17 protein-coding genes are annotated in these 20,348 nt (G+C 57.7%); 12 read left to right on the forward strand and 5 right to left on the reverse strand.

Translation table 11 applies throughout. The features are described 5' to 3' along the window. Positions 1-34 precede the first annotated feature (34 nt). From GTU67_RS08110 to GTU67_RS08130, 5 genes are all read left to right on the forward strand, one after another. A complete protein-coding gene (locus GTU67_RS08110; RefSeq protein ID WP_185779591.1) occupies positions 35-985 on the forward strand; it encodes a MerR family transcriptional regulator in 951 nt (316 codons plus the stop codon). Between the two features lie 283 nt (positions 986-1,268). Then, positions 1,269-2,099, forward strand: coding sequence for a VOC family protein (locus tag GTU67_RS08115; protein WP_185779592.1), 831 nt, complete (start codon positions 1,269-1,271; stop codon positions 2,097-2,099). A 34-nt stretch (positions 2,100-2,133) separates the two neighbouring features. Then, positions 2,134-2,991, forward strand: a complete 858-nt coding sequence (locus tag GTU67_RS08120) for a fumarylacetoacetate hydrolase family protein (protein WP_185779593.1) — start codon at positions 2,134-2,136, stop codon at positions 2,989-2,991. A gap of 16 nt (positions 2,992-3,007) precedes the next feature. After that, positions 3,008-3,778, forward strand: a complete 771-nt coding sequence (locus tag GTU67_RS08125) for an IclR family transcriptional regulator (protein WP_185779594.1) — start codon at positions 3,008-3,010, stop codon at positions 3,776-3,778. A gap of 20 nt (positions 3,779-3,798) precedes the next feature. Beyond that, complete coding sequence (locus tag GTU67_RS08130) at positions 3,799-5,397, forward strand: bifunctional 3-(3-hydroxy-phenyl)propionate/3-hydroxycinnamic acid hydroxylase (RefSeq protein ID WP_185779595.1); 1,599 nt, start codon at positions 3,799-3,801, stop codon at positions 5,395-5,397. 40 nt (positions 5,398-5,437) lie between these two features. Here the strand turns inward: GTU67_RS08130 and GTU67_RS08135 are convergent, their stop codons facing one another. After that, positions 5,438-6,955, reverse strand: coding sequence for an AMP-binding protein (locus tag GTU67_RS08135; protein WP_185779596.1), 1,518 nt, complete (start codon positions 6,953-6,955; stop codon positions 5,438-5,440). Positions 6,956-7,151: 196 nt separating this feature from the next. On the opposite strand from GTU67_RS08135, the gene GTU67_RS08140 reads away from it, so the two are divergent. Genes GTU67_RS08140 through GTU67_RS08150 form a run of 3 tightly spaced genes read left to right on the forward strand, consistent with a single transcriptional unit; the run spans position 7,152 to position 12,312 of the window. After that, the gene (locus GTU67_RS08140; protein ID WP_185779597.1) at positions 7,152-9,605 is read left to right on the forward strand and encodes an ATP-binding protein; all 2,454 of its coding nucleotides are present in this window, start codon (positions 7,152-7,154) and stop codon (positions 9,603-9,605) included. After that, on the forward strand, positions 9,602-10,321 hold the full coding sequence (locus GTU67_RS08145; RefSeq protein WP_185779598.1) for a heme oxygenase-like domain-containing protein: 720 nt from the start codon (positions 9,602-9,604) through the stop codon (positions 10,319-10,321). Before GTU67_RS08140 ends, GTU67_RS08145 begins: the two co-directional genes overlap by 4 nt. Next, positions 10,318-12,312, forward strand: a complete 1,995-nt coding sequence (locus tag GTU67_RS08150; RefSeq protein WP_185779599.1) for a sensor domain-containing diguanylate cyclase — start codon at positions 10,318-10,320, stop codon at positions 12,310-12,312. Before GTU67_RS08145 ends, GTU67_RS08150 begins: the two co-directional genes overlap by 4 nt. 10 nt (positions 12,313-12,322) lie before the next feature. On the opposite strand, the gene GTU67_RS08155 is transcribed toward GTU67_RS08150, so the two are convergent. After that, entirely contained in the window at positions 12,323-12,511 is a 189-nt protein-coding gene (locus GTU67_RS08155) for a YgaP family membrane protein (RefSeq protein ID WP_185779600.1), read from the reverse strand. Between the two features lie 108 nt (positions 12,512-12,619). Then, positions 12,620-13,480, reverse strand: coding sequence for an MBL fold metallo-hydrolase (locus tag GTU67_RS08160; protein ID WP_185779601.1), 861 nt, complete (start codon positions 13,478-13,480; stop codon positions 12,620-12,622). Positions 13,481-13,598: 118 nt separating this feature from the next. Between GTU67_RS08160 and GTU67_RS08165 the strand changes: the two genes are divergently transcribed. From GTU67_RS08165 to GTU67_RS08180, 4 genes are all read left to right on the forward strand, one after another. Next, positions 13,599-13,931, forward strand: coding sequence for an ArsR/SmtB family transcription factor (locus GTU67_RS08165; protein WP_185779602.1), 333 nt, complete (start codon positions 13,599-13,601; stop codon positions 13,929-13,931). After that, positions 13,921-14,352: a YeeE/YedE family protein gene (locus GTU67_RS08170; protein ID WP_185779603.1), complete on the forward strand. Its 432-nt coding sequence runs from the start codon at positions 13,921-13,923 to the stop codon at positions 14,350-14,352. The genes GTU67_RS08165 and GTU67_RS08170 overlap by 11 nt, the downstream gene beginning before the upstream one ends. A 105-nt stretch (positions 14,353-14,457) precedes the next feature. After that, positions 14,458-14,874: a DUF6691 family protein gene (locus GTU67_RS08175; RefSeq protein ID WP_185779604.1), complete on the forward strand. Its 417-nt coding sequence runs from the start codon at positions 14,458-14,460 to the stop codon at positions 14,872-14,874. An 18-nt stretch (positions 14,875-14,892) separates the two neighbouring features. Then, positions 14,893-16,602, forward strand: a complete 1,710-nt coding sequence (locus tag GTU67_RS08180; RefSeq protein ID WP_185779605.1) for a SulP family inorganic anion transporter — start codon at positions 14,893-14,895, stop codon at positions 16,600-16,602. On the opposite strand, the gene GTU67_RS08185 is transcribed toward GTU67_RS08180, so the two are convergent. Together GTU67_RS08185 and GTU67_RS08190 are read right to left on the reverse strand one after the other, a co-directional pair. Continuing rightward, the gene (locus tag GTU67_RS08185; protein WP_185779606.1) at positions 16,599-18,389 is read right to left on the reverse strand and encodes a ClcB-like voltage-gated chloride channel protein; all 1,791 of its coding nucleotides are present in this window, start codon (positions 18,387-18,389) and stop codon (positions 16,599-16,601) included. The two genes, GTU67_RS08180 and GTU67_RS08185, sit on opposite strands and share 4 nt — an antisense overlap. 9 nt (positions 18,390-18,398) lie before the next feature. Continuing rightward, positions 18,399-20,243 (reverse strand): phosphoenolpyruvate carboxykinase (GTP), encoded by a 1,845-nt coding sequence (locus GTU67_RS08190; RefSeq protein ID WP_185779607.1) that lies wholly within the window; start codon positions 20,241-20,243, stop codon positions 18,399-18,401. Between the last annotated feature and the right edge of the window lie 105 nt (positions 20,244-20,348).

Raw genomic sequence — 20,348 nt, forward strand, 5'->3', positions numbered from 1 at the left:
GGAAATCAACCAACCTAAGGGTCAGTTCCTGGTCATGACTACACATACACTTACCTCACAAGCCGCGCCATCCGGGTACCGCAGCGGCACCGCCGCCCGGCTGACAGGCGTACCTGTTGAAACCTTGCGCGTCTGGGAGCGTCGCTACAGCGTCGTCGGGCCCCGGATGAGTGAACGTGGGCAACGGTTGTACTCCAGCGATGACATTCAGCGCTTGACGCTGATCAAGCAACTGGTCGATGCGGGCTATCCGATTGGCTCGGTGGCCCGGTTACCCACGACCACCCTGCAAGACATGCGTACCCCGTCCGAACCGCCCAGCCGCAGCTTCAAGGTAGGGGTAGCCGGCACGTTTATGGCCAGCCCGACAGTGATTGACGCGTTAAAAAGCGGCCCCCTGGAGGTGGTGTGCCACAGCATGATGCCGCAACAAGCCGCCGATATTTTTGAAGACGCTCACGTCGATGCCGTGATTGTCGAACTGCCCACACTGACCGAGGCAACATCCACATTGATCACGAATATCCAGAAGTCGTGCGATGCGCGCCAGGCCATTGTGCTTTACCGGTTTGCACCCGGAAAAGTCATCCGTCGCCTGCGCCAATCGGGATTCAAGGTAGCTCGCGCCAGTTCCGACCCTCGAGAAATCGCCACGCTGTGTCAGACCTTGCTGCAAAGCCCGGTAAACCCCGACATCGCAACGCGCCTGCCCGTTAACAACGAAACACCACCGCGCCAACGTTTTAACGACGAACAACTGTCAGCCTTTCTGGCTTCTGCCAACAACCCTTACTGTGAATGCCCACGCCATTTGGTAGAGCTGATACTCAGCTTGAACAGCTTTGAAGCCTACAGTGCCGAATGCGTAACCCGCAGCCCCGAAGATGCCGGTTTGCACCGCGACCTTCAACGTACTGCCGGGCACGCCCGCGCCCTGCTTGAAAACGCACTTGAAAGAGTTGCCGAGGTCGAAGGCTGGCAGTAAGCCCCGCATAAAGACCACGATCTATCAGAGCTACATCGCAGTAATCTTTTAACCATCCCGACCTTGTCAGGATGGTTTTTTATTTCCCAATTCCCATTATTTGATAATTATGAAATAATAAGAATGCGGTTTTACCGATCAGCAATAAAGAGTATTTTATGCTGCGGCTATTTACCTCGTTAATCGATACTGTCTGACCTATTAGTCGCTGCTGCCCACCTGTTAACCGCTGCTGTCCACCCACATTAGCCATTGCTGTCCGCCTCTATTTGCCGGAGCCCTTATGTCTGCATTTACCGCTCATCTCGACCACTTATGTATTGAGTCGGCCAACCCACAGGCGCTGGCGGCCTTTTACGGCCAGGCCATGCAAATGCAGGTGTTACCCCAGGCCGACGACAGCTACGCATGCGAGGGACGCGAAAGACGTATGGTGTTCTGCTCCGGCACGGCCAAGGCATTGCGCTACTTTGCCTGGAATTTGCCCAGCCCCGAAGCCCTGGAGGCGACGCGCAATAATGTGGTTGCAGCCGGCCTTGATATTGCGGCATCCCCGTCGCCCTTTTTTGATGACACCGCTTTTGCAGTACGCGACCCCGACGGCAACCTGCTGGTGCTGGGTCACGACCCCGCCGACCGCACAACCCGCAAGGGCCTGCCTGCACGGTTGCAACACCACGCGTTCGGCACCACACATATCCAGCCCATGCTCGACTTTTACACCGGCGTGCTGGGCATGACCGTCAGCGACAATGTTTACGCCGACGACGGCAGTCTTCGGTCTTCATTTTTGCGCGCGGGTACCGAACACCACATTTTGGCTATTTTTGTCGCGCCGCAATGCAGCTTCGACCACCATTGCTACGAAGCGGGCGAATGGAATCTGATCCGGGACTGGGCCGACCTGCTGTCAGAACAAGACATTTTGCTGGACTGGGGCCCCGGCCGGCACGGCCCGGGCAACAACCTGTTTTTCATGATTCGTGACCCGGACACCAATTGGCTTGAAATTTCCGCCGAACTCGAACTCTGTGATGCATCGCGCCCCACCGGAAGCTGGCAGCACCGGGAAAAAACCCTGAACAGTTGGGGCAAGGCTTACCTGCGTAGCTAACCCCACGCTTTCATCATTAACTCAAGGAAACCATATGCGTCTGTTATCTTTTGTCGGCCGCAACGGCCAATCGGGCTACGGCGCCCAAATCGACGAGACTCACGTCGCCAACCTTGGCGCCATTATGGGCCATCGCTATCCCGACCTACGCGCCCTGCTGGGCGGCAATGGCCTTGCCGAAGCCAAGGCCGCACTGGCCATTGCCCCAGTGCTTTCCATTCACGAAATCAAGTTGTTGCCGGTCATTCCCAACCCCGACAAAATCATATGCGTAGGTTTGAACTACGAAACCCATCGTAAAGAAACCGGGCGTCCGGTTGAACAACACCCTTCAATTTTTACTCGCTTTGCCGCCAGCCAGATCGCCGCGGGTGACCCGATTCTGATTCCCCGCGTGTCTACCGCACTTGACTACGAAGGTGAACTGGCCCTGATCATTGGCCGCCCCGGCCGGTACATCAAGGCCGAAAACGCCTTTAATCACGTCGCCGGATACGCGTGCTACAACGACGGCTCCATTCGCGACTGGCAGCGCCACTCGCACCAGTTCACCCCTGGCAAAAACTTTGTGGGTACAGGCGCCTTCGGCCCTTACATGGTTACTGCCGACGACATCGACGACATCGAAGCGCAAACACTGACCACCCGCCTGAACGGTGAAGTCATGCAGCAAGCCAAGATTTCGGACATGATTTTTTCGATTGGCCAGATTATTGAATATGTGTCGTCGTTTACACCGCTAGAACCGGGCGACGTCATTGCCACGGGCACACCCGGCGGCGTCGGCTTCAAGCGCGATCCCCAGGTTTACATGAAACCGGGCGACATCTGCGAAATCGAAATCACCAAAGTAGGCCTGCTGCGCAACCCCATCGCGCAAGACCTGGCCTAACGCTGCAGCACAACACATGCCATCAGAACGCCAAAGCTCGGTCGATCGACTGCTGTCCATACCTCGACTTTTTACCGAAGAAAAGCCGCTATGGACAGTAGAGGAAGTGGCCGGCGCATTGCAGATTTCTCTTAGCAGCGCCTACCGGTACTTTCAAAGCCTGCTCAAGTTCGAGTATCTGGATGAAGTGCCGGGCCAAGGCTATTGCCTGGGCCCGGCTTTCATTGCGTTCGACCGCACTATCCGCATTACCGACCCGCTGGCCAAAGTGGCCGGCCCGGTGCTCGCTGGCCTGACGCGGGCGCTCGACGACGGCACCGACCTGATCATCTGTCAGGTTTACCGTAAAAACGTCATGTGCATCCACCACGAAAACATTGGCAAAGCCAGCGCCGGCACCAGCTACGAGCGCGGGCGACCCATGCCTTTTTATCGTGGCGCAACCTCAAAAGTAATTTTGGCTCATTTGCCATGGCGCCAGCAAAAGCGCGAATTCGAAAGTAACAGTGTCGCTATTGCCGAGTCCGGCATGGGCTATGACTGGAAATCTTTCAGCGCCGGATTGCGCGACATCCGGAAAAAAGGTTACTGCGTTTCGCATGGCGAGGTTGACCCCGGTCGCGTGGGGATAGCCGCCCCGATTTTCAGCCCCGACGGGCAAGTCAGGCACAGCCTGAGCATTGTTGTATTTGACACCACCACCGATAGCGCCCGGGAAGACCGCCTGACCATGAGTATTGTCGCTGCTGCAGCTCTTATCTCCGAACGCCTGGCCCTGCCAAACTGATTTTTACCTGGCCACACGCTATGACCACAGAAACCATGACTCCCGTTACGATTGTTGGCGCCGGCCCTGTTGGCCTGATGCTGGCCAACCTGCTCAGCGCTTACAACATCCCCGTAGTGGTCATCGAAAAGAACGCCACCACAGTTCAGGCGCCCCGCGCGGTGTCTATCGACGACGAGTCGCTGCGCGCCCTGCAAATTGCCGGCCTGGCCGACCCACTAAAGGCGAAATGCGCAATGGATTACGGGTCGGTTTACTTGGGCCCGGGTCGTCGCCCATTTGCGCGTGTATCGCCCACATCGGCCGAATACGGGCACCCCCGCCGCAGCGCATTCGCCCAGCCCGAACTCGAGGCCTTACTGGCCGATGGGCTAAAACGGTTTGCCCGCGCCGAAGTCCGATTCGAGCAAGAGGTGGTGGGCCTTACCCAAAACGACAACCACGTGACGCTTGAAGTTAAACGAAGCGACGGCAGCACCTATATGCATACCAGTCGTTATGTGGCAGCATGCGACGGCGGCCGTAGCCCGCTGCGCCATATGATCAACGTTGGCATGCAGGGCTACACTTACGAAAAGAAGTGGCTGATTATCGACCTGAAAGGCACACGCGATAACTTTCGCGAAACCCGGGTTTACTGCGACCCGCGCAGGCCCGGCATCAACCTGCCAGGCCCAAACCGCACCCGACGGTTTGAGTTTATGCTGCTTGAAGGCGAGACCGATGAACAGGTCACCCACCCCGACTTCATCAGCAAACTGTTACGCGACCACGGCCCCGACGAAGGCATTGAAATTGTTCGTAAGCAGGTTTACACCTTCCATGCCCGTATGGCCACCGACTGGAAAAAGGGCAATGTTTTCTTGCTGGGCGACGCCGCCCACCTGACGCCGCCATTTGCCGGCCAGGGCCTTAATAGCGGCCTGCGCGACGCCGCCAACCTGTCATGGAAGCTGGCTGCCGTACTAAACGGCCAAATGGCGCCGGCAGTGCTTGAAAGCTACCAGCAAGAACGCCCCGAGCATGCCTGGCAATTGATAGAAATGGCGGTCAAACTTGGGCGCGTCATGATGCCCGAAACCATGTTCAAGGCGCATCTGCTCGAAGCGGGCTTTCGGGCGCTGCAACTTATACCGCCGGCCCACGAATACATTACCCAAATGCGCTACAAGCCCAAGCCAAGGTTTTCGAAGGGTTTTTTTGTGCGCGATGGGGCCGACCTTAAAAAAACACGCGTAGGCCGCATGCTGCCGCAACCGTGGGTTGAAACCGAGCACGATCGCAAAACACACCGGCTTGACGACATTCTGGGCCACGGCTTTACATTGATTGCGCTGACCGAAACCCCTGAAACTGCGTTTGAAGGCCTGCCACCGCTGCCATTTGAAGAGAAGCTGGGCCTGAAACGGGTCTGCATCGCCCCGCGCTACTACAACGCGTTTCCTGCCGCGCCAAGCGCTGCCACCACCGTACGCGACGTGTACGGCGATTTCGAAAAACACACCAATGCACACGATGTGTGGCTACTGGTTCGGCCCGACCGCTATGTGATGGCGTGCATCCCCCGCCAAAGCCCGCAAGCTGCCGTGGCCGAGCTAACCCGATTGCTGGAAAGCTGAATCAGGCCCAGCGGCCACTGCGGGCCATGCCGCAGCACGGCTACAACGCTTTGAACTGTTCGCGCAAAACATTTTTTTGTACTTTACCCATGGTGTTGCGAGGCAGCTCGGTAACCACGTGCACCTTTTTAGGCACCTTGAAGTTGGCAATGCCGGCTTTCAAAGCGGCCTGAATCTGGCCGGCATCCAGGGTAGCACCCTCACGCGGCACAACCACGGCCACAACCGCCTCGCCAAAATCGGCATGCGGCACACCCACGACGGCCGATTCGGCCACACCGGGCATATCGTCGATGATGCTTTCGATTTCTTTGGGGTAAATATTGAAGCCACCAGAGATAATCAGGTCTTTACTGCGCCCCACAATCACCAAATAGCCGTGCTCGTCCCAGCGCCCCATATCGCCGGTCCGAAACCAGCCGTCGGGGGTGAATTCTTCTTTGGTTTTTTCGGGCATGCGCCAATAGCCCGAAAACACGTTGTCGCCACGCACCTGGATATGACTAATATCGCCTTGCGCCACCGGCAGCAGCTGGTCATCGACCACACGCACCGATACACCGGGCAAGGGCTTGCCAACGGTACCGCCCAGTCGCGGACCTTCGGCAGCCAGATACGGATTGGAGGTCAGCATGACGGTTTCACTCATGCCGTAGCGCTCGAGAATGGTGTGCCCCGTGCGCGTTTGAAACGACTCGAAGGTGTCGGTCAGCAACGGTGCCGAGCCAGAGATGAACAACCGCATCGACCTGCATATGTCGCGACTGAAGCGCGCATCGGCCAACAGGCGCACATAAAACGTGGGCACGCCCATCATGACGGTTGAGCGCGGCAAATAATGCAAGGCCTGTTCAAGATCGAACTTGGGTAACCAGATGGTACGGGCGCCGGCCAGCAAGGCACCATGAGCCGCCACAAACAAACCATGCACATGAAATATGGGCAGCATGTGCAGTAATACGTCGTCAGACTGCCAGCCCCAATAAGTATTCAGCACCTGGGCATTGGCAATCATGTTTTTGTGCGACAGCATGGCCCCCTTGCTGCGCCCCGTCGTACCCGAGGTGTACAAAATGACGGCCAACGTATCGGGCGAACATTGCACCGTTTCAAACTCGGAAGACAAACCGGCGATGGCGTCGGTCAGACTACCCGAGCCGTCTTCTTCAAGTGTCAGCACCCGGCATCCATGCTGCTTTTGGGCCAGTTGTGCGACCCAACTGTAATTCTTGCCCGAGCACACGACGACCGCCGGCTCGGCGTCGCCCAGGAAATAGGCCACTTCTGTTTCGCGATACGCCGTATTCAACGGCAAATACACCAGGCCTGCGCGTAGCGTACCCAAATACAGCATCAAGGCTTCGGGCGATTTTTCGACCTGAACCGCAACGCGGGCGCCCGGGGGTAACTGCAACGAGGTCAGGTAATTTGCCACCCGCGCCGAGCCGGCCTCCAGGTCTTGAAACGAATAGCTTCGCTGGGGCGTTTCGAGGGCCACGCGGGACAAGTCATAAGAAAACCCGGTACGCAGAACACTGTAAAGGTTGGTTTGGGACACGTTTTAATTCCTGGCAAGGCCTAAAGCCTGAAAAATTAGCAAAAGCGAAGGTATTGGGCAACCGGCGTGCGCACGCAAGCAAGGACTATGAATAACCCGAAGGCCGGGTCATTTCGCTTCTGTTAAGCGCCCGAAGACCTGTAATATAAAAACAATAACGCCCCGCAGGCCCACCACAACCTACTCGAGGCACCGCGTGCAACAAGTCACACACATCAGGCGCCTGTTGTTCGCCCAGGCCGTTATCGTCGTTGCCATTATTGCCGGCATCGTCTACGAAATGGCGGGCGCCTATTACAACGCTATTGACGACACCTACGCACAGGCTACGCGTACGCGCAATGCAATTATGGCGCACAGCATCCAAACCTTTACGATGGTTGACCAGGCCTTGTCGAATATTGCCGAGCATTCGGGGGTCATCGTGGCTGACGGGCCCGACATCCTTAACCACTACCTGCTGGTCAGGCGCAACGACCTACCCTATGTCGAGGTACTGCAAATCACCGACAACAACGGCACCGTCATTGCTACCACCCGCCAACGGCTCGACAACCTGGGGTACCGCGACTTTTTTGCCGAACACCGCAACGACCAGCATCGGCAATTGCGTATTTCAAGGCCCTACATTGGCCAGCACGACGTCGTCAGCGGTAAATGGGTCGTTGACCTGACGCGACCGATTTTTGACAACGACGGCAACTTCAGCGGTGTGGCGGTCGCTACGCTATCTCTGGAAGACGTATCAAATACCTACGACGGCCTGCGGCATACCGAACAAGACATTATTGGTCTGGCGCGCGACGACGGTCTGTTGCTGGCACGCAGCCCGTTTGCAGTGTCAAGCATCGGGCGACGGCTGTTTGCCGACGAAGCTACCGACCAGATTATTTTGCAAACGCTGCAAGGCGACTACCGCCGCACCTCGCCGGTCGATGGTGAAGAACGCGTTGTGGCCTACGGCCAGATCAAGCACTACCCGCTTTTTGTTTATGCCGGGGTATCGGTTGATGAAGCCCTTGGGCTCTGGAAACGCCGCGCCATTCTGGATGGGTCACTTGGCATTTTGCTGGGCGCCATGGTGATTGCATTTTCTTATTTGCTGTACCGTCAAATTCACAAAAACTACGCGGCCGATGCGGCCAGACAGCAGGCCCAAGAAGAAACCGACCGCATTTTCCGCTCGATTTCCGATGCGGTTTACCGCGTTGACAACGGGTGGCGGTTCACCTTTTTAAACCGTCAGGCCGAAGAGCTCTTTGGGCAGAGCACCCAAAGCATCAAAGGCAAGCTGTTGTGGGATGTTTTCCCGGCGCTACTTGAAACACAGACCAAAGACGAATTCGAACATGCCATCCAGCACCACGAAATGGCTGACTTCGAACAGTACTATTCGCCAACACACACTTGGTTCAACGTCAGGGCGTACCCTGGCCTCGACGGGCTGACCGTCTACCTTCAAGACATCACCGCAAAGAAAATTCGCGAGGAGCAAAAGCACGAAGCCCAGCGCATGGACACCCTGGGGCAGCTGACCGGTGGCGTCGCACACGACTTCAACAACTTGCTTACCGTCATTATCGGCAATACCGAGCTGATCGCCGAGCATGTTCAACACGACCAAGCCCTGCGCGGCATGGCCGACACCTCATTAAAGGCCGCCGAGCGCGGCGCCACGCTGGTGTCACAATTATTGTCGTATGCGCGCCGCCAACCGCTGAACCCCAGTGCCATCACTATCCCCACGCTGCTCGACAGCATGAAGCACTTGCTCGACACTGCCGTCGGCAACGGCATCCGTGTCCGTTGCCTGCACGCACCCGACGTCTGGCCAGCCCTTGCCGACGAAGGTCGGCTGCAAGACGCCCTGATCAACCTGTGCATAAACGGCCGCGACGCCATGCCCGACGGCGGCACCATTACCATCAGCACCAGCAACCTGCATGTCACCCCCGATCTGGTCGGGCTGGGCGATGCGCTGGCCACAGGCGACTACGTAGCCATTTCGGTGCGTGATACTGGCATTGGCATGGATAAGAACACGCTTGAACGTGTCTTCAACCCCTTCTTTACCACCAAAGACGTAGGCAAAGGCAGCGGCCTGGGGCTGCCCATGGTGCAAGGGTTTGCACGACAATCGAACGGGTCTGTCGGCATTGAGTCCACCCTTGGTAAGGGTACAACCATTGTGCTTTACCTGCCACGCGCGGCAGGCATCGACACCGCTTCAACCGACACCCCAAAAGCCCCTTTGCCCACCGGCAAAGAAAAAATTCTGTTGGTCGAAGATGAACCGCTGGTGAAAGACCATGTCTGCGGTTTACTGAAGTCTTTGGGGTACGATTTGCTGTGCGCAGAAAACGGCGCCCAGGCATTACAGTTACTTATGGCGCATAACGATATCGACCTGCTTTTCACCGACGTGGCTATGCCCGGCGGCATGTCGGGGCCCGAACTGGCCCGTGAAGCCCGTTTGATATACCCCGAACTGCCAGTACTGTTTACATCGGGCTATCACGGCCAACTTGCCACCGAAAACTACGGCGACCTTAATGGCTTGTTGCTCGAAAAGCCCTATAACCGCGAACAACTGGCCGGTAAAATCCGCGAGGCCCTTGGCGCCGGCCCGCACACGCCAACACAAACATGAATGCTGCACATGAAGCGCGCCATGCCGGTCGCCGGGCCTGGCTTCGCGACCACACCCAGGCGCTACACACCCAGCTGGATTCGTTGGCACCACTACGCGCCCTTTTACAACCCGGCCTGACGTCACGGGCGTACCTGGGCATTATGGCGGCCATGTATACGGCCCACGCGCAACTAGAACCCGTACTTTTGGCGCTTGACAGCGCGCGGCCAACCGCACTGCCCGCTTACGCGTCACGCCTGGCACTGATTACCCGGGAAGTCGCCCGGCACCATAACGATGACACGGCAACGCCCCCCAGCCATATTGGCGCTGCACAAGGTTCGGGTTCGGACACCGTGTCGGGGTCGTCATCGACATCGGCATCAACGTTTGCATTGGCGCACATGCTTGCAGCCGTCGCTGGCGAGTGCCCTGCACCCAACACCGCCACCCTCACAAAACTGCAATCACGTTACCTGGGTTTGCGTTATGTACTGGAAGGGGCAACTCAGGGCAGTCGCTTTATTCAAAAAAGCCTGCAACAGCATAACCCCGGACTGCGCATTGGACCCGACAGTTACTGGGCGACTTTAGCCGCAAACTCGGGCGGCTGGTCTTGCCTATGCGACATCATCGACAATAAAAACACCGTTATAGATGACACCGAACTGCTGGCAGGGGCTACACTCGGATTCGAGACATTCATCAACACCTTCTACAACGCCGCGACATGACAACACACCCGCCGGTCTTTGACGATTGCCTGACTGCCCAATTGCAGTTCATGGGAAAGATCCAGACCCATGGCGCGCTGTTAATTGCCGACCAAAATGATGTCATTGTGGCGGCGTCATCTAACGTTGCCGACTGGTTGGGGTTGAGCACCCACGACGTATTGGGCCGCCCCTGGATGGCCCTGTTCCCCGAGCTCCATCCACCGTCCAGCTTGGCCGACTTCCCCATCCATGGGGTGTCCAGTGTGCACCTGCATACTGTCAATATCCGCGGGCAACGCCTGGTCATGGCGCGACACCGTGCGCGCAACCATGTCATTATCGAATTCGAAAACCCGTCCGACACCGAGCTGATCAGCAGCAATCGCGGCGCCATTCTGGCTGCCTGCTTTGGCCAGTTGGCGCGCGTGGAAACCGAACAGCAAGCGGCCGAAAGCCTGCTGCAATTTATTGCCCTGGTTACCGGCTACGACCGTGTCATGCTGTTGCAATTCATGCCCGACTGGCACGGCAAGGTTACCGCCCAAATTACCAAGCCCGGCATACAAGGGTATTTGCACCAGCACTTTCCGGCCAACGATATCCCCGAAAACGCGCGCATGCTTTACCGCAAAAAGCTGCAGCGCCTGATTGCCGACGCACAAGCGACGACGGCCGACATACTTTGCACCCGATCCGACCCCATCGACCTGACATTTGCCGAATTACGTGCCGTGCACCCGGCGCATATCCAGTACATGCACAATATGGGCATTCGCTCGGCATTCAGTGTGTCCATCATTGTCGGGGGTGACTTGTGGGGGTTGGTCACATGCCACAGCCTTGAACCCAAAGGGCTGTCGTTTGCCGACCGCCAGCTTTGCGAACACCTGGCCAGCGCCACCGGGCTTCACATGAGCGGGCTTAAACGCCTGGGCCGGGCCAACGAGCGGCACGAACACTTGCTGATGCGCCGGCAGCTTAAGCAAGACATTATGGCCAACGGCGTAACCACCGGGCTGATCCAGCGCCAAATGACCGAAGCCCGTCGGGTATTCGAGGCTGACAGTGCCTGGGTCTGTTACAAGCACGAGCATTACACCGACGGCGATGCGCCTGCAGTCGCCAACCGACGTGCGCTGCTCGACTGGCTGGTCAGCCAGCAAACCAGCCCGATTTTTTCGTGCAACCAAATAGCCGGGGCGCTCAGCGCAAACCCAGACCTCGTCAAACTGGCATCCGGCGTCTTGTATATCGAAATTTCCGACCAAGACTTCATTGTGCTTTTCCGCAAAGAAATCAGTGAAACCATAGAATGGGCCGGCTCGCCTGCCGACAAAATCGGCACCGACACCAATGCCGGGCTGTCGCCGCGCACCTCGTTTGCTGCGTGGGTAGAACAAACCCGCGGGCAGGCCAAGCCCTGGTCGCAGGTCGACCTTGAAGCGGCCGACCAGTTGCGCAAAATCATGCTTGAACTGACTGACTACATTGCACTCGAGCACCAGACACTTACCGACCCGCTAACCGGCCTGGGTAACCGGAACATGCTGAACCGGGCACTAGAGCAATCGCTGGGCGCCGGCACGGCCTCCAACGCGCATGTCGGCATGCTGCTGATCGACATGGACCATTTCAAGCCGGTTAACGACAAATATGGCCATGCCACCGGCGACAAGGTGCTGGTTGAACTGGCTCACCGAATGAAGTCTTTGCTGCGCGAAGCCGACGTCTTGGTGCGCCTGGGCGGCGACGAATTCGCCATTGTGATGCCCAACATTAAACGGCCGGAAGATACCGAAACGCTGGGGCACCGGCTGCTGAATGCCCTGACGGCGCCACTGACGCTGGAAAATGGCACCCTCATCCAGCTAACCGCCAGCATTGGCGCCGCGGTTTACCCCTTGCACGCCAAAGACGCCAAAGCACTCATGCACCATGCCGACATGGCCATGTACGCCGTAAAACACGAAAGCCGCAACGGCTTCAAGCTGTACACGGCGTCGGCCTAGCGCAACCTTTTTATTTTTTAACCGGGCAGCTGGAAAACCCGAACAGCTTGTAGGCCGGGCACGTGCCCAACAAGCCCGTGGCCAAGGGGACGACACCGATCCAGCCCCAGACACCGATGTAGCCCATCAACGTGGCCACAATCAGCGCCACGCCAACAATTACGCGCAATGCGCGGTCAATTCCGCCTACGTTTCTCATAACCCACCTCGATCAAGTTGGTAAAAAAGCCAAATAAACTGCACCTGTCTGCTAAAACAACAATGTGCTTGCAACCTGACCCCAACGGGGTAAGCGGGCCGCAAACGCCTACAACATATTGACCGGGATCTTTAAATAGCTGACCCCGTTGTCTTCAGTGGGTGGCATATGGCCGGCCCGGATATTGACCTGCACCGACGGCAAAATAAGCGTCGGCATATCGAGTGTGGCATCGCGTTTGGTACGCATGGCCACAAACGCTTCTTCAGAGACGCCGTCGTGGATGTGGATATTGTGGGCCCGCTGTTCGGCCACGGTGGTTTCGAACTGCACTTCGCGGCCCTCGGGCGGGTAGTCGTGACACATGAACATGCGTGTTTCGGGCGGCAGGCTAAGCAACTTGCGCACCGAACGGTACAAGGCGTGCGCATCGCCGCCGGGGAAGTCGCAGCGCGCGGTGCCAACGTCGGGCATGAACAGCGTGTCGCCCACAAACACGGCGTTACCGATTTTGTAGGCCATGCACGCCGGCGTATGACCTGGCACATACATGGCCTCGCCTACCAGACGGCCAATATTGAAAGGCTCGCCCTCGTGGATCAGGGCGTCGAACTGGCTGCCATCGAGCTGGAAGTCGGGTTCCAGATTGAAGATTTTTTTAAATACCCCCTGGACCTGGGTGATATTGGCGCCGATGGCGATTTTCCCGCCCAACTGTTTGCGCAGGTAAGGCGCGGCCGAGAGGTGATCGGCATGCGCATGGGTTTCGAGGATCCATTGCACGCGCAGATTGTGCTGTTTAACAAACGCGATTACCTGGTCGGCCGCATTTGTGTGCGTACGGCCGGACTTCGGGTCGTAATCGAGGACTGAATCAATGATGGCGCATTCTGAGCCTGGCTTTTCGTAGACCACATAGGTCACTGTCCAGGTTGCCGGGTCGAAGAATCCTTTAACAATGGGGTTCATGAGACACCTTTTGTGCATAAGCAGAAGAGAATGCGTTCATTATATTGATTTATATAATATTTGTAAATATAATATATACGACTTCACCACATTCTGGTTTGATCACCGTCAACACATCATGGAACAAGCCACACTAGATTTACAAGCAATACGTGCAGCGGCCAACGAGGCCTGCCGCCTTATGAAGATATTGTCGAACCCCGACCGCCTGTTGCTGCTGTGCCAGCTTACCGAGGGCGAGCGCTGCGTGAGCGAACTGGAAGATCTGGTGGGCATTGCACAACCCACGCTGTCGCAGCAGCTGGGCGTATTACGCACCGAAGGCCTGGTCACTACCCGTCGTGTCGGCAAAAACATTTACTACCAAATTGCCAGCCCGCAAACGTTGGCCATCATGCAAGTCCTGTACGAACAATTCTGTCACGACCCGGAGCCACACCATGACCATTGACTGGACAAACTTCACCCCCTGGACATCACTGTCGGGCGGCCTGCTTATCGGCCTGGCGGCCGCGCTGTTTATTTTGTTTTTTGGCCGGGTGCTGGGTATTAGCGGCATTGTCGGCGGGCTGTTACGCCCTGCCGCCGGCGATATCGGCTGGCGCGTTGCCTTTATTTTTGGCATTTTTGCCGCCCCGTGGGTATGGCTGTTGTTGGCTGATCCCGTCAGCGTCACCATTGAAGCCAATACCCCAACGCTGATTATTGCCGGGCTGCTGGTGGGCCTGGGCACCCGATTCGGCTCGGGGTGCACCAGCGGCCACGGGGTTTGCGGTCTGTCGCGGTTGTCACCGCGCTCGCTGGTGGCCACGCTGGGTTTCATGGCTGCGGGCTTTATTACCGTTTATATAGTGCGTCATGCCCTGGGCTAAAACCGCTAGCGCCCTGGTCGGGGCCAAGGCCCGCGTCCAGGCGTCAAAAATGTCGGCTGCCGCACTAAAAATATTCATCGCTCCACACCCCAGAAGGACGCCATCATGTTACGTATTTTCGAATTTACAATCGGCCTGATCTTTGGACTGGGCTTGATACTTTCAGGCATGAGCAACCCCGCCAAGGTACTGGGCTTTCTTGACCTCGCCGGCACCTGGGACCCTTCCCTCGCCTTCGTCATGGGCGGCGCCATTATCGTGGGGCTGGTGGCATTCCAGGTCGCCCGCAAGCGCACCCAAACATTTCTGGGCGGCGCACTTAAACTGCCCACCGCAAAAGACATCGACAAGCGCCTGGTGTTGGGCAGCCTTGCATTTGGCGCAGGCTGGGGCCTGGCGGGTTTTTGCCCTGGTCCGGCATTGGTGTCGCTGGGCTCCGGCGAAATCAAGGCCTTTATTTTTGTCGCAGCCATGCTGGTCGGCATGGGCCTGTTCGAGCTTATCAACCGCCCGGCCAAATAAGCCGAAAACCCCAAAACCATGAAACGACTGCTACCCGACTGGCTGAAACACTACCGGGCCGACAAGCTTTCGGGCGACCTGACCGCGGGGCTGATTGTCACGGTCATGCTTATACCGCAGAGCCTGGCCTATGCCATGCTGGCGGGCCTGCCGCCCGAAATCGGGCTATACGCCAGTGTGCTACCGCTAATCGCGTACGCTTTGTTTGGCAGCAGCATGACGCTCGCGGTAGGGCCGGTCGCCGTTGCCTCGCTCATGACAGCCAGCGCCCTTGCCCCACTGGCCGAACAGGGCAGCGCCCAGTACATTGCACTGGCGGCGCAGTTGTCGCTACTGTCAGGGGTCATGTTATTGGCCTTTGGCATGCTGCGCCTGGGCTTTCTGGCTTACTTCCTCAGCCACCCGGTCATCAGCGGGTTTATTTCGGGTTCGGCCATACTCATCACCGTCAGCCAAATCAAACACTTGTTTGGCATCAGCAGCGCGTCGCCCGATGTTGTGGGCACCTTGCGCGACCTGATTACCGGCTTGCCTCAGGCCAACCCGGCAACCACCGTCATCGGGCTGGGCACACTGGTGTTTTTGGTGATGGCCCGAAAATGGCTGGCCCTGTGGCTACAAAAACTCGGCTTGTCGGCTTCGCTGGCGGGGCTCTTGGGGCGACTGGCCCCCATGGCGGCCGTGATCGCGTCTATTGCTATTGTTAGCGGCTTTAACCTTGCCCAAGACGCCGGCGTGCGTATTGTGGGCAACGTGCCGCGGGGCCTGCCCGCCCTGCAACTAATTATGCCCACCTCAGAGGGCATGGCAGCGCTATGGCTGCCCGCCTTGCTGATTTCTTTGGTCGGCTTTGTCGAAAGTGTCTCGGTCGCGCAGTCGCTGGCGCTTAAACGTCAGCAAAAAATCGTGCCCGACCGCGAACTTTTGGGGTTGGGCGCGGCAAACGTCGCCAGCGCCCTGTCGGGCGGTTACCCCGTCACAGGCGGTTTCGCCCGGTCGGTGGTCAATTTTGCAGCCGGCGCGAACACCCCGCTGGCAGGGGTGGTTTCGGCCTTGTTAATGGCCGTGGTCATCGCCGCGTTTACCGACCTGTTCTACAACCTGCCGCAAGCGGTATTGTCGGCCACCATTATTGTGGCGGTCACCTCGCTTATCGACGTAAGCACACTTAAAGAAACCTGGCACTACGACCGCGCCGATGCGTTCTCTTTATTGGCCACCTTGCTCGGTGTGGTGCTCTTGGGGGTCGAAGCCGGTGTCATTCTGGGCGTGGCGTTATCGCTGGCGGCCTTGGTCTGGCGCAGCAGCCACCCACACATTGCCGTGGTTGGCCGTGTGCCAGGCACCGAACACTTCCGCAACATCGAACGCCACAAAGTAGATACTTTGCCCAACTTGCTGGCGTTACGCGTCGACGAAAGCCTGTTCTTTGCCAACGCCGCGCTGGTGCAAAGCAAAATAGAAACGCTCGTGGCCCGCGACCCGAACATCCGGTTCGTTTTGCTGCTTTGTCCGGCCGTGAATCAAATAGACTCTACTGCTCTCGAGGCGCTAACCCAGTTGCAAAGCAGCCTTCAGGCAAAAGACATTAAATTTATGCTGGCTGAAGTAAAAGGGCCGGTCATGGACCGCCTGCAGGGCACGACACTGGGGCAACGGCTGGAAGGGTTGATTTTTTTAAGCGCCCACGATGCGTTTTGTTATGTCGGGCGCCAGTCACCGGCCTAAAAATAAATGCTGTCACCGCCGCTATCCAACGAACGCTTCATGGCGAAGTAGGTTTCAAGCACCGATGACTTGTACACCACGCCCAGCAGTTTGGGCTGGTCGCCTCGGGTAACCACCGGCAAGCGCTCCCCCGAAAAGTTCACGAATATTTCCTGAGCCTCATCCAGGCTCATGTCGGGATGCACAGGTTTGACAAAATCAAGCCGCAACACGTCGCCCGCAGTGGTTTCGCTAATGTCACCCTGGTTGCGCAGCAAACTGGTCAGGTCTTGCTGGGCAATAACACCCTGAAACACGCTGTCTTCATCGACGACATAAACGTACCGCACCGGGTAGTCGTTAAACATTTGCAGCGCTACCGATACGGGTGTGGGCGTTGACACTACCGTTACCGCGGGTTTGACCAAATCGCCCAGCAAGGTATTGCGCAAGCGATTGCGCAGCAGCACGTCGCGCTCGCGCGTCAGGGTCACTTCGTAAATAGCGACTTCGGCAATAGCACGCGCCACAAAATACGCCAACACGCTGGCCAGCATTAGCGGCAACACCAAGGTAAAGCTATGCGTCATTTCGAAGATCATGAGGACGGCCATGAGCGGCGCCCCGGTACCTGCCGACAAAAACGCCCCCATGCCCACCGCCGTATACAAGTATGGCGACAGCGCCAGCGACGGCGCCACCCAGGCCAATACCTGGCCAAACAAGGTGCCAAAGGCTGCGCCAACAAAAATGGTGGGCGTAAACACCCCCCCAACAGCGCCGGACCCTACCGTAAAGGCCGTAGCCAGCAACTTGAACAGGATGATGAACAATACGGCATACCAGGGCCATGGCGTATTGAGCAGCGACGATACAACGCTGTACCCGTTGCCGGACACCGAGGGCAAGAACACCAGCAATACCCCTAGCAAGGCACCGCCCAGGGCCAGGCGCAAAGGTAAAGCCAGGCCGGTACGCTTGAACAACGAGCGCGAAAAATCCAGGCCTTTTAAAAAGTAAGGCGCCGCCACCCCCGACAGCACCCCAAGCAACAACAGGGGTAACACTGTCACGGCATCGACCATGGGTAAATCGGGCACCATATAACTGACCTGATGGTCGGCCAGCGTAGATACCGTCAGGCTAGACACCCCGGCAGCAATCAGCAACGGGCCAACTGTTTGAATAGCCATGGTACCCAGAACAATTTCGGCAACGAAAAGCGCGCCGGCAATAGGCGCGCCATAGGCCGCGGCAACCCCGGCGGCCGCGCCGCAGGCAACAATAAGGCGCAAACGAGAGCGGTTGAAGGAAAATAACCGGCCCAGAATGGAAGCGCCCATCGCCCCCAGGTGCACCATCGCCCCTTCGCGACCAATCGAGCCGCCGGACGCCACCGAAAACAGTGAAGAAACTGAACGCAGCAAGCCTTCCCGGACAGACAACTGCCCATCGCCAATAGCGACGGACTCCATGTAATCGGAAGGTTTGTTATTGCCGTAACGACCGGCCCAGACCAGCAAAATACCGGCAACCAGGCCGCCAAACACGGGGGCCAGCAAGCGGGCCCACCAGGGCAACGCGTGGATCACGTCTTCGACAGCACCCTGTTGACCGAAGAACGTACGCTGAAAAAGGTGAATGCCTTCGTAGAAAGCCATGGTGGCCAGTGCCCCAAGGACACCGGCCACCATGGCCCAAACCAGCATCGCCGGCTGTTGAGACAACCAGCGATAGCCTTGCAACCGGCGCTGTGACGCCACGGGCAAGGCAGCCAGGCCCGCCCAGAAGCGACGAAACACGCCCATTGACGCCGCTTAAGCCTGCAAACGGATCGTCAGTTGACTGTGGTGCCGGGGCAGTGCCTCGGGCAGACCGTGACTGAGTTTTTCGAAAAGCTCGGCATGCAGTTCGAGCTCTTTTTTCCAGGCCGCATGATCGACAGCAGTAATACGCTCGAACAGGTCGGCCGCAAACTCAAGGCCTTCCCAGTTAAGGTCGTCGTAGCGAGGGGTGATGCCCAACAGGTGTTCTTGCCCCTCGGCCTGGCCCTGGATACGTTCGAGCATCCATTTAAGAACACGCATGTTCTCGCCGAAACCTGGCCAGATGAACTTGCCGTTGTCGTCGGTCTGGAACCAGTTGACGCAGAAAATACGGGGCAAAGTTGCGTTGGCCTGTTCAAGGCGCTCGCCCATATTTAACCAGTGCTCGAAGTAGGCGCTCATGTTGTAGCCGCAGAACGGCAACATGGCGAACGGATCGCGACGTACAACGCCTTGCTGACCCACAGCGGCTGCGGTGGTTTCGGAACCAAGCGTAGCCGCCATGTAAACGCCTTCAAGCCAGTTGCGCGCCTCGGTGACCAAAGGCACCGTGTCGGAGCGACGGCCGCCAAAGATAAAGGCATCGATGGGCACACCGGCGGGGTTGTCCCAATCGGGGTCGATGACCGGGTTTTGGTCGGCAGCCACTGTAAACCGGGCATTGGGGTGGGCAGCCTTGCGGCCGCAGTCGGGGGTCCAGTCTTTACCTTGCCAGTCGATAAGGTGGCTGGGTGCCGGGCCCATGCCCTCCCACCAGACGTCGCCGTCGTCGGTTAATGCCACATTGGTGAACAGCACGTTTTCGCGCAGCGTGGCCATACAGTTGTAGTTGGTTTTTTCGTTGGTGCCGGGTGCAACACCAAAATAACCGGCCTCGGGGTTGATGGCATACAAGCGGCCATCGGCACCGGGTTTAATCCAGGCGATGTCGTCGCCAATAGTGGTGACCTTCCAGCCGGGCAGCGCCGCGGGCGGGATAAGCATGGCGAAATTAGTTTTACCGCAGGCCGACGGGAATGCCGCGGCAACGTGCATTTTTTTGCCTTCGGGCGACGTAACGCCCAGAATCAGCATGTGCTCGGCCATCCAGCCCTGGTCGTTGCCCATGGCCGATGCAATACGCAAGGCCAGGCATTTTTTACCCAGTAGCGCATTACCGCCGTAACCCGAGCCAAACGACCAGATTTCGCGGGTTTCGGGGTAGTGAACAATGTACTTGGTGCTGTTGCAGGGCCAGGCGACATCGGCCTGCCCCTGGGCCAGCGGCATGCCTACCGAATGCACGCAAGGCACATAACTGCCGTTGGTACCCAGAACGTCGTAAACCTTGCGCCCCATGCGCGTCATGATGCGCATGTTGACAACAACGTAGGGCGAGTCGGAGAGCTCGACACCGATATGAGCAATGGGCGAACCCAGCGGGCCCATAGAAAACGGAATGACATACATGGTACGACCACGCATGCAGCCCTCGAAAAGGCCATTAAGTGTTTGCCGCATTTGGGCCGGGTCCATCCAGTTGTTGGTAGGGCCGGCATCTTCTTGTTTTTGCGAACAGATAAACGTACGGTCTTCAACACGGGCCACATCGGACGGGTCGGACCAGGCCAGATACGAATTGGGGCGCTTTTCGGGGTTGAGACGGCGCAGGGTGCCGCCCTCGACCATCATGTTGCACAGGCGGTCGTACTCTTCTTGTGAACCATCGCACCACTCGATGCGATCGGGTTGTGTCAGTGCTGCGACTTCAGCAACCCATGCTTTCAGGCGCTCGTGGCGCACCCATTCGGGTGCGTTGATGTCAGTAGTAAGTTTGCCGTCGGTAGCAGCGCTCATAAGCCAGGGTCTCCGGGAAAACAGGGCACACCAATGCCCTCAAATAATTGTGGTCAATAAATAGACCGGGCCATTTTATTACCATTTCGCGACAGCGCATACCCG

The organism is Pusillimonas minor (genome assembly GCF_014237865.1).
Lineage (GTDB): Bacteria > Pseudomonadota > Gammaproteobacteria > Burkholderiales > Burkholderiaceae_B > Neopusillimonas > Neopusillimonas minor.

Coding starts and splice junctions, on each gene's coding strand:
- GTU67_RS08110 (WP_185779591.1), top strand. CDS start 35: ATGACTACACATACACTTACCTCACAAGCCGCGCCATCCGGGTACCGC.
- GTU67_RS08115 (WP_185779592.1), top strand. CDS start 1,269: ATGTCTGCATTTACCGCTCATCTCGACCACTTATGTATTGAGTCGGCC.
- GTU67_RS08120 (WP_185779593.1), top strand. CDS start 2,134: ATGCGTCTGTTATCTTTTGTCGGCCGCAACGGCCAATCGGGCTACGGC.
- GTU67_RS08125 (WP_185779594.1), top strand. CDS start 3,008: ATGCCATCAGAACGCCAAAGCTCGGTCGATCGACTGCTGTCCATACCT.
- GTU67_RS08130 (WP_185779595.1), top strand. CDS start 3,799: ATGACCACAGAAACCATGACTCCCGTTACGATTGTTGGCGCCGGCCCT.
- GTU67_RS08145 (WP_185779598.1), top strand. CDS start 9,602: ATGAATGCTGCACATGAAGCGCGCCATGCCGGTCGCCGGGCCTGGCTT.
- GTU67_RS08150 (WP_185779599.1), top strand. CDS start 10,318: ATGACAACACACCCGCCGGTCTTTGACGATTGCCTGACTGCCCAATTG.
- GTU67_RS08155 (WP_185779600.1), bottom strand. CDS start 12,511: ATGAGAAACGTAGGCGGAATTGACCGCGCATTGCGCGTAATTGTTGGC.
- GTU67_RS08160 (WP_185779601.1), bottom strand. CDS start 13,480: ATGAACCCCATTGTTAAAGGATTCTTCGACCCGGCAACCTGGACAGTG.
- GTU67_RS08165 (WP_185779602.1), top strand. CDS start 13,599: ATGGAACAAGCCACACTAGATTTACAAGCAATACGTGCAGCGGCCAAC.
- GTU67_RS08170 (WP_185779603.1), top strand. CDS start 13,921: ATGACCATTGACTGGACAAACTTCACCCCCTGGACATCACTGTCGGGC.
- GTU67_RS08175 (WP_185779604.1), top strand. CDS start 14,458: ATGTTACGTATTTTCGAATTTACAATCGGCCTGATCTTTGGACTGGGC.
- GTU67_RS08180 (WP_185779605.1), top strand. CDS start 14,893: ATGAAACGACTGCTACCCGACTGGCTGAAACACTACCGGGCCGACAAG.
- GTU67_RS08185 (WP_185779606.1), bottom strand. CDS start 18,389: ATGGGCGTGTTTCGTCGCTTCTGGGCGGGCCTGGCTGCCTTGCCCGTG.
- GTU67_RS08190 (WP_185779607.1), bottom strand. CDS start 20,243: ATGAGCGCTGCTACCGACGGCAAACTTACTACTGACATCAACGCACCC.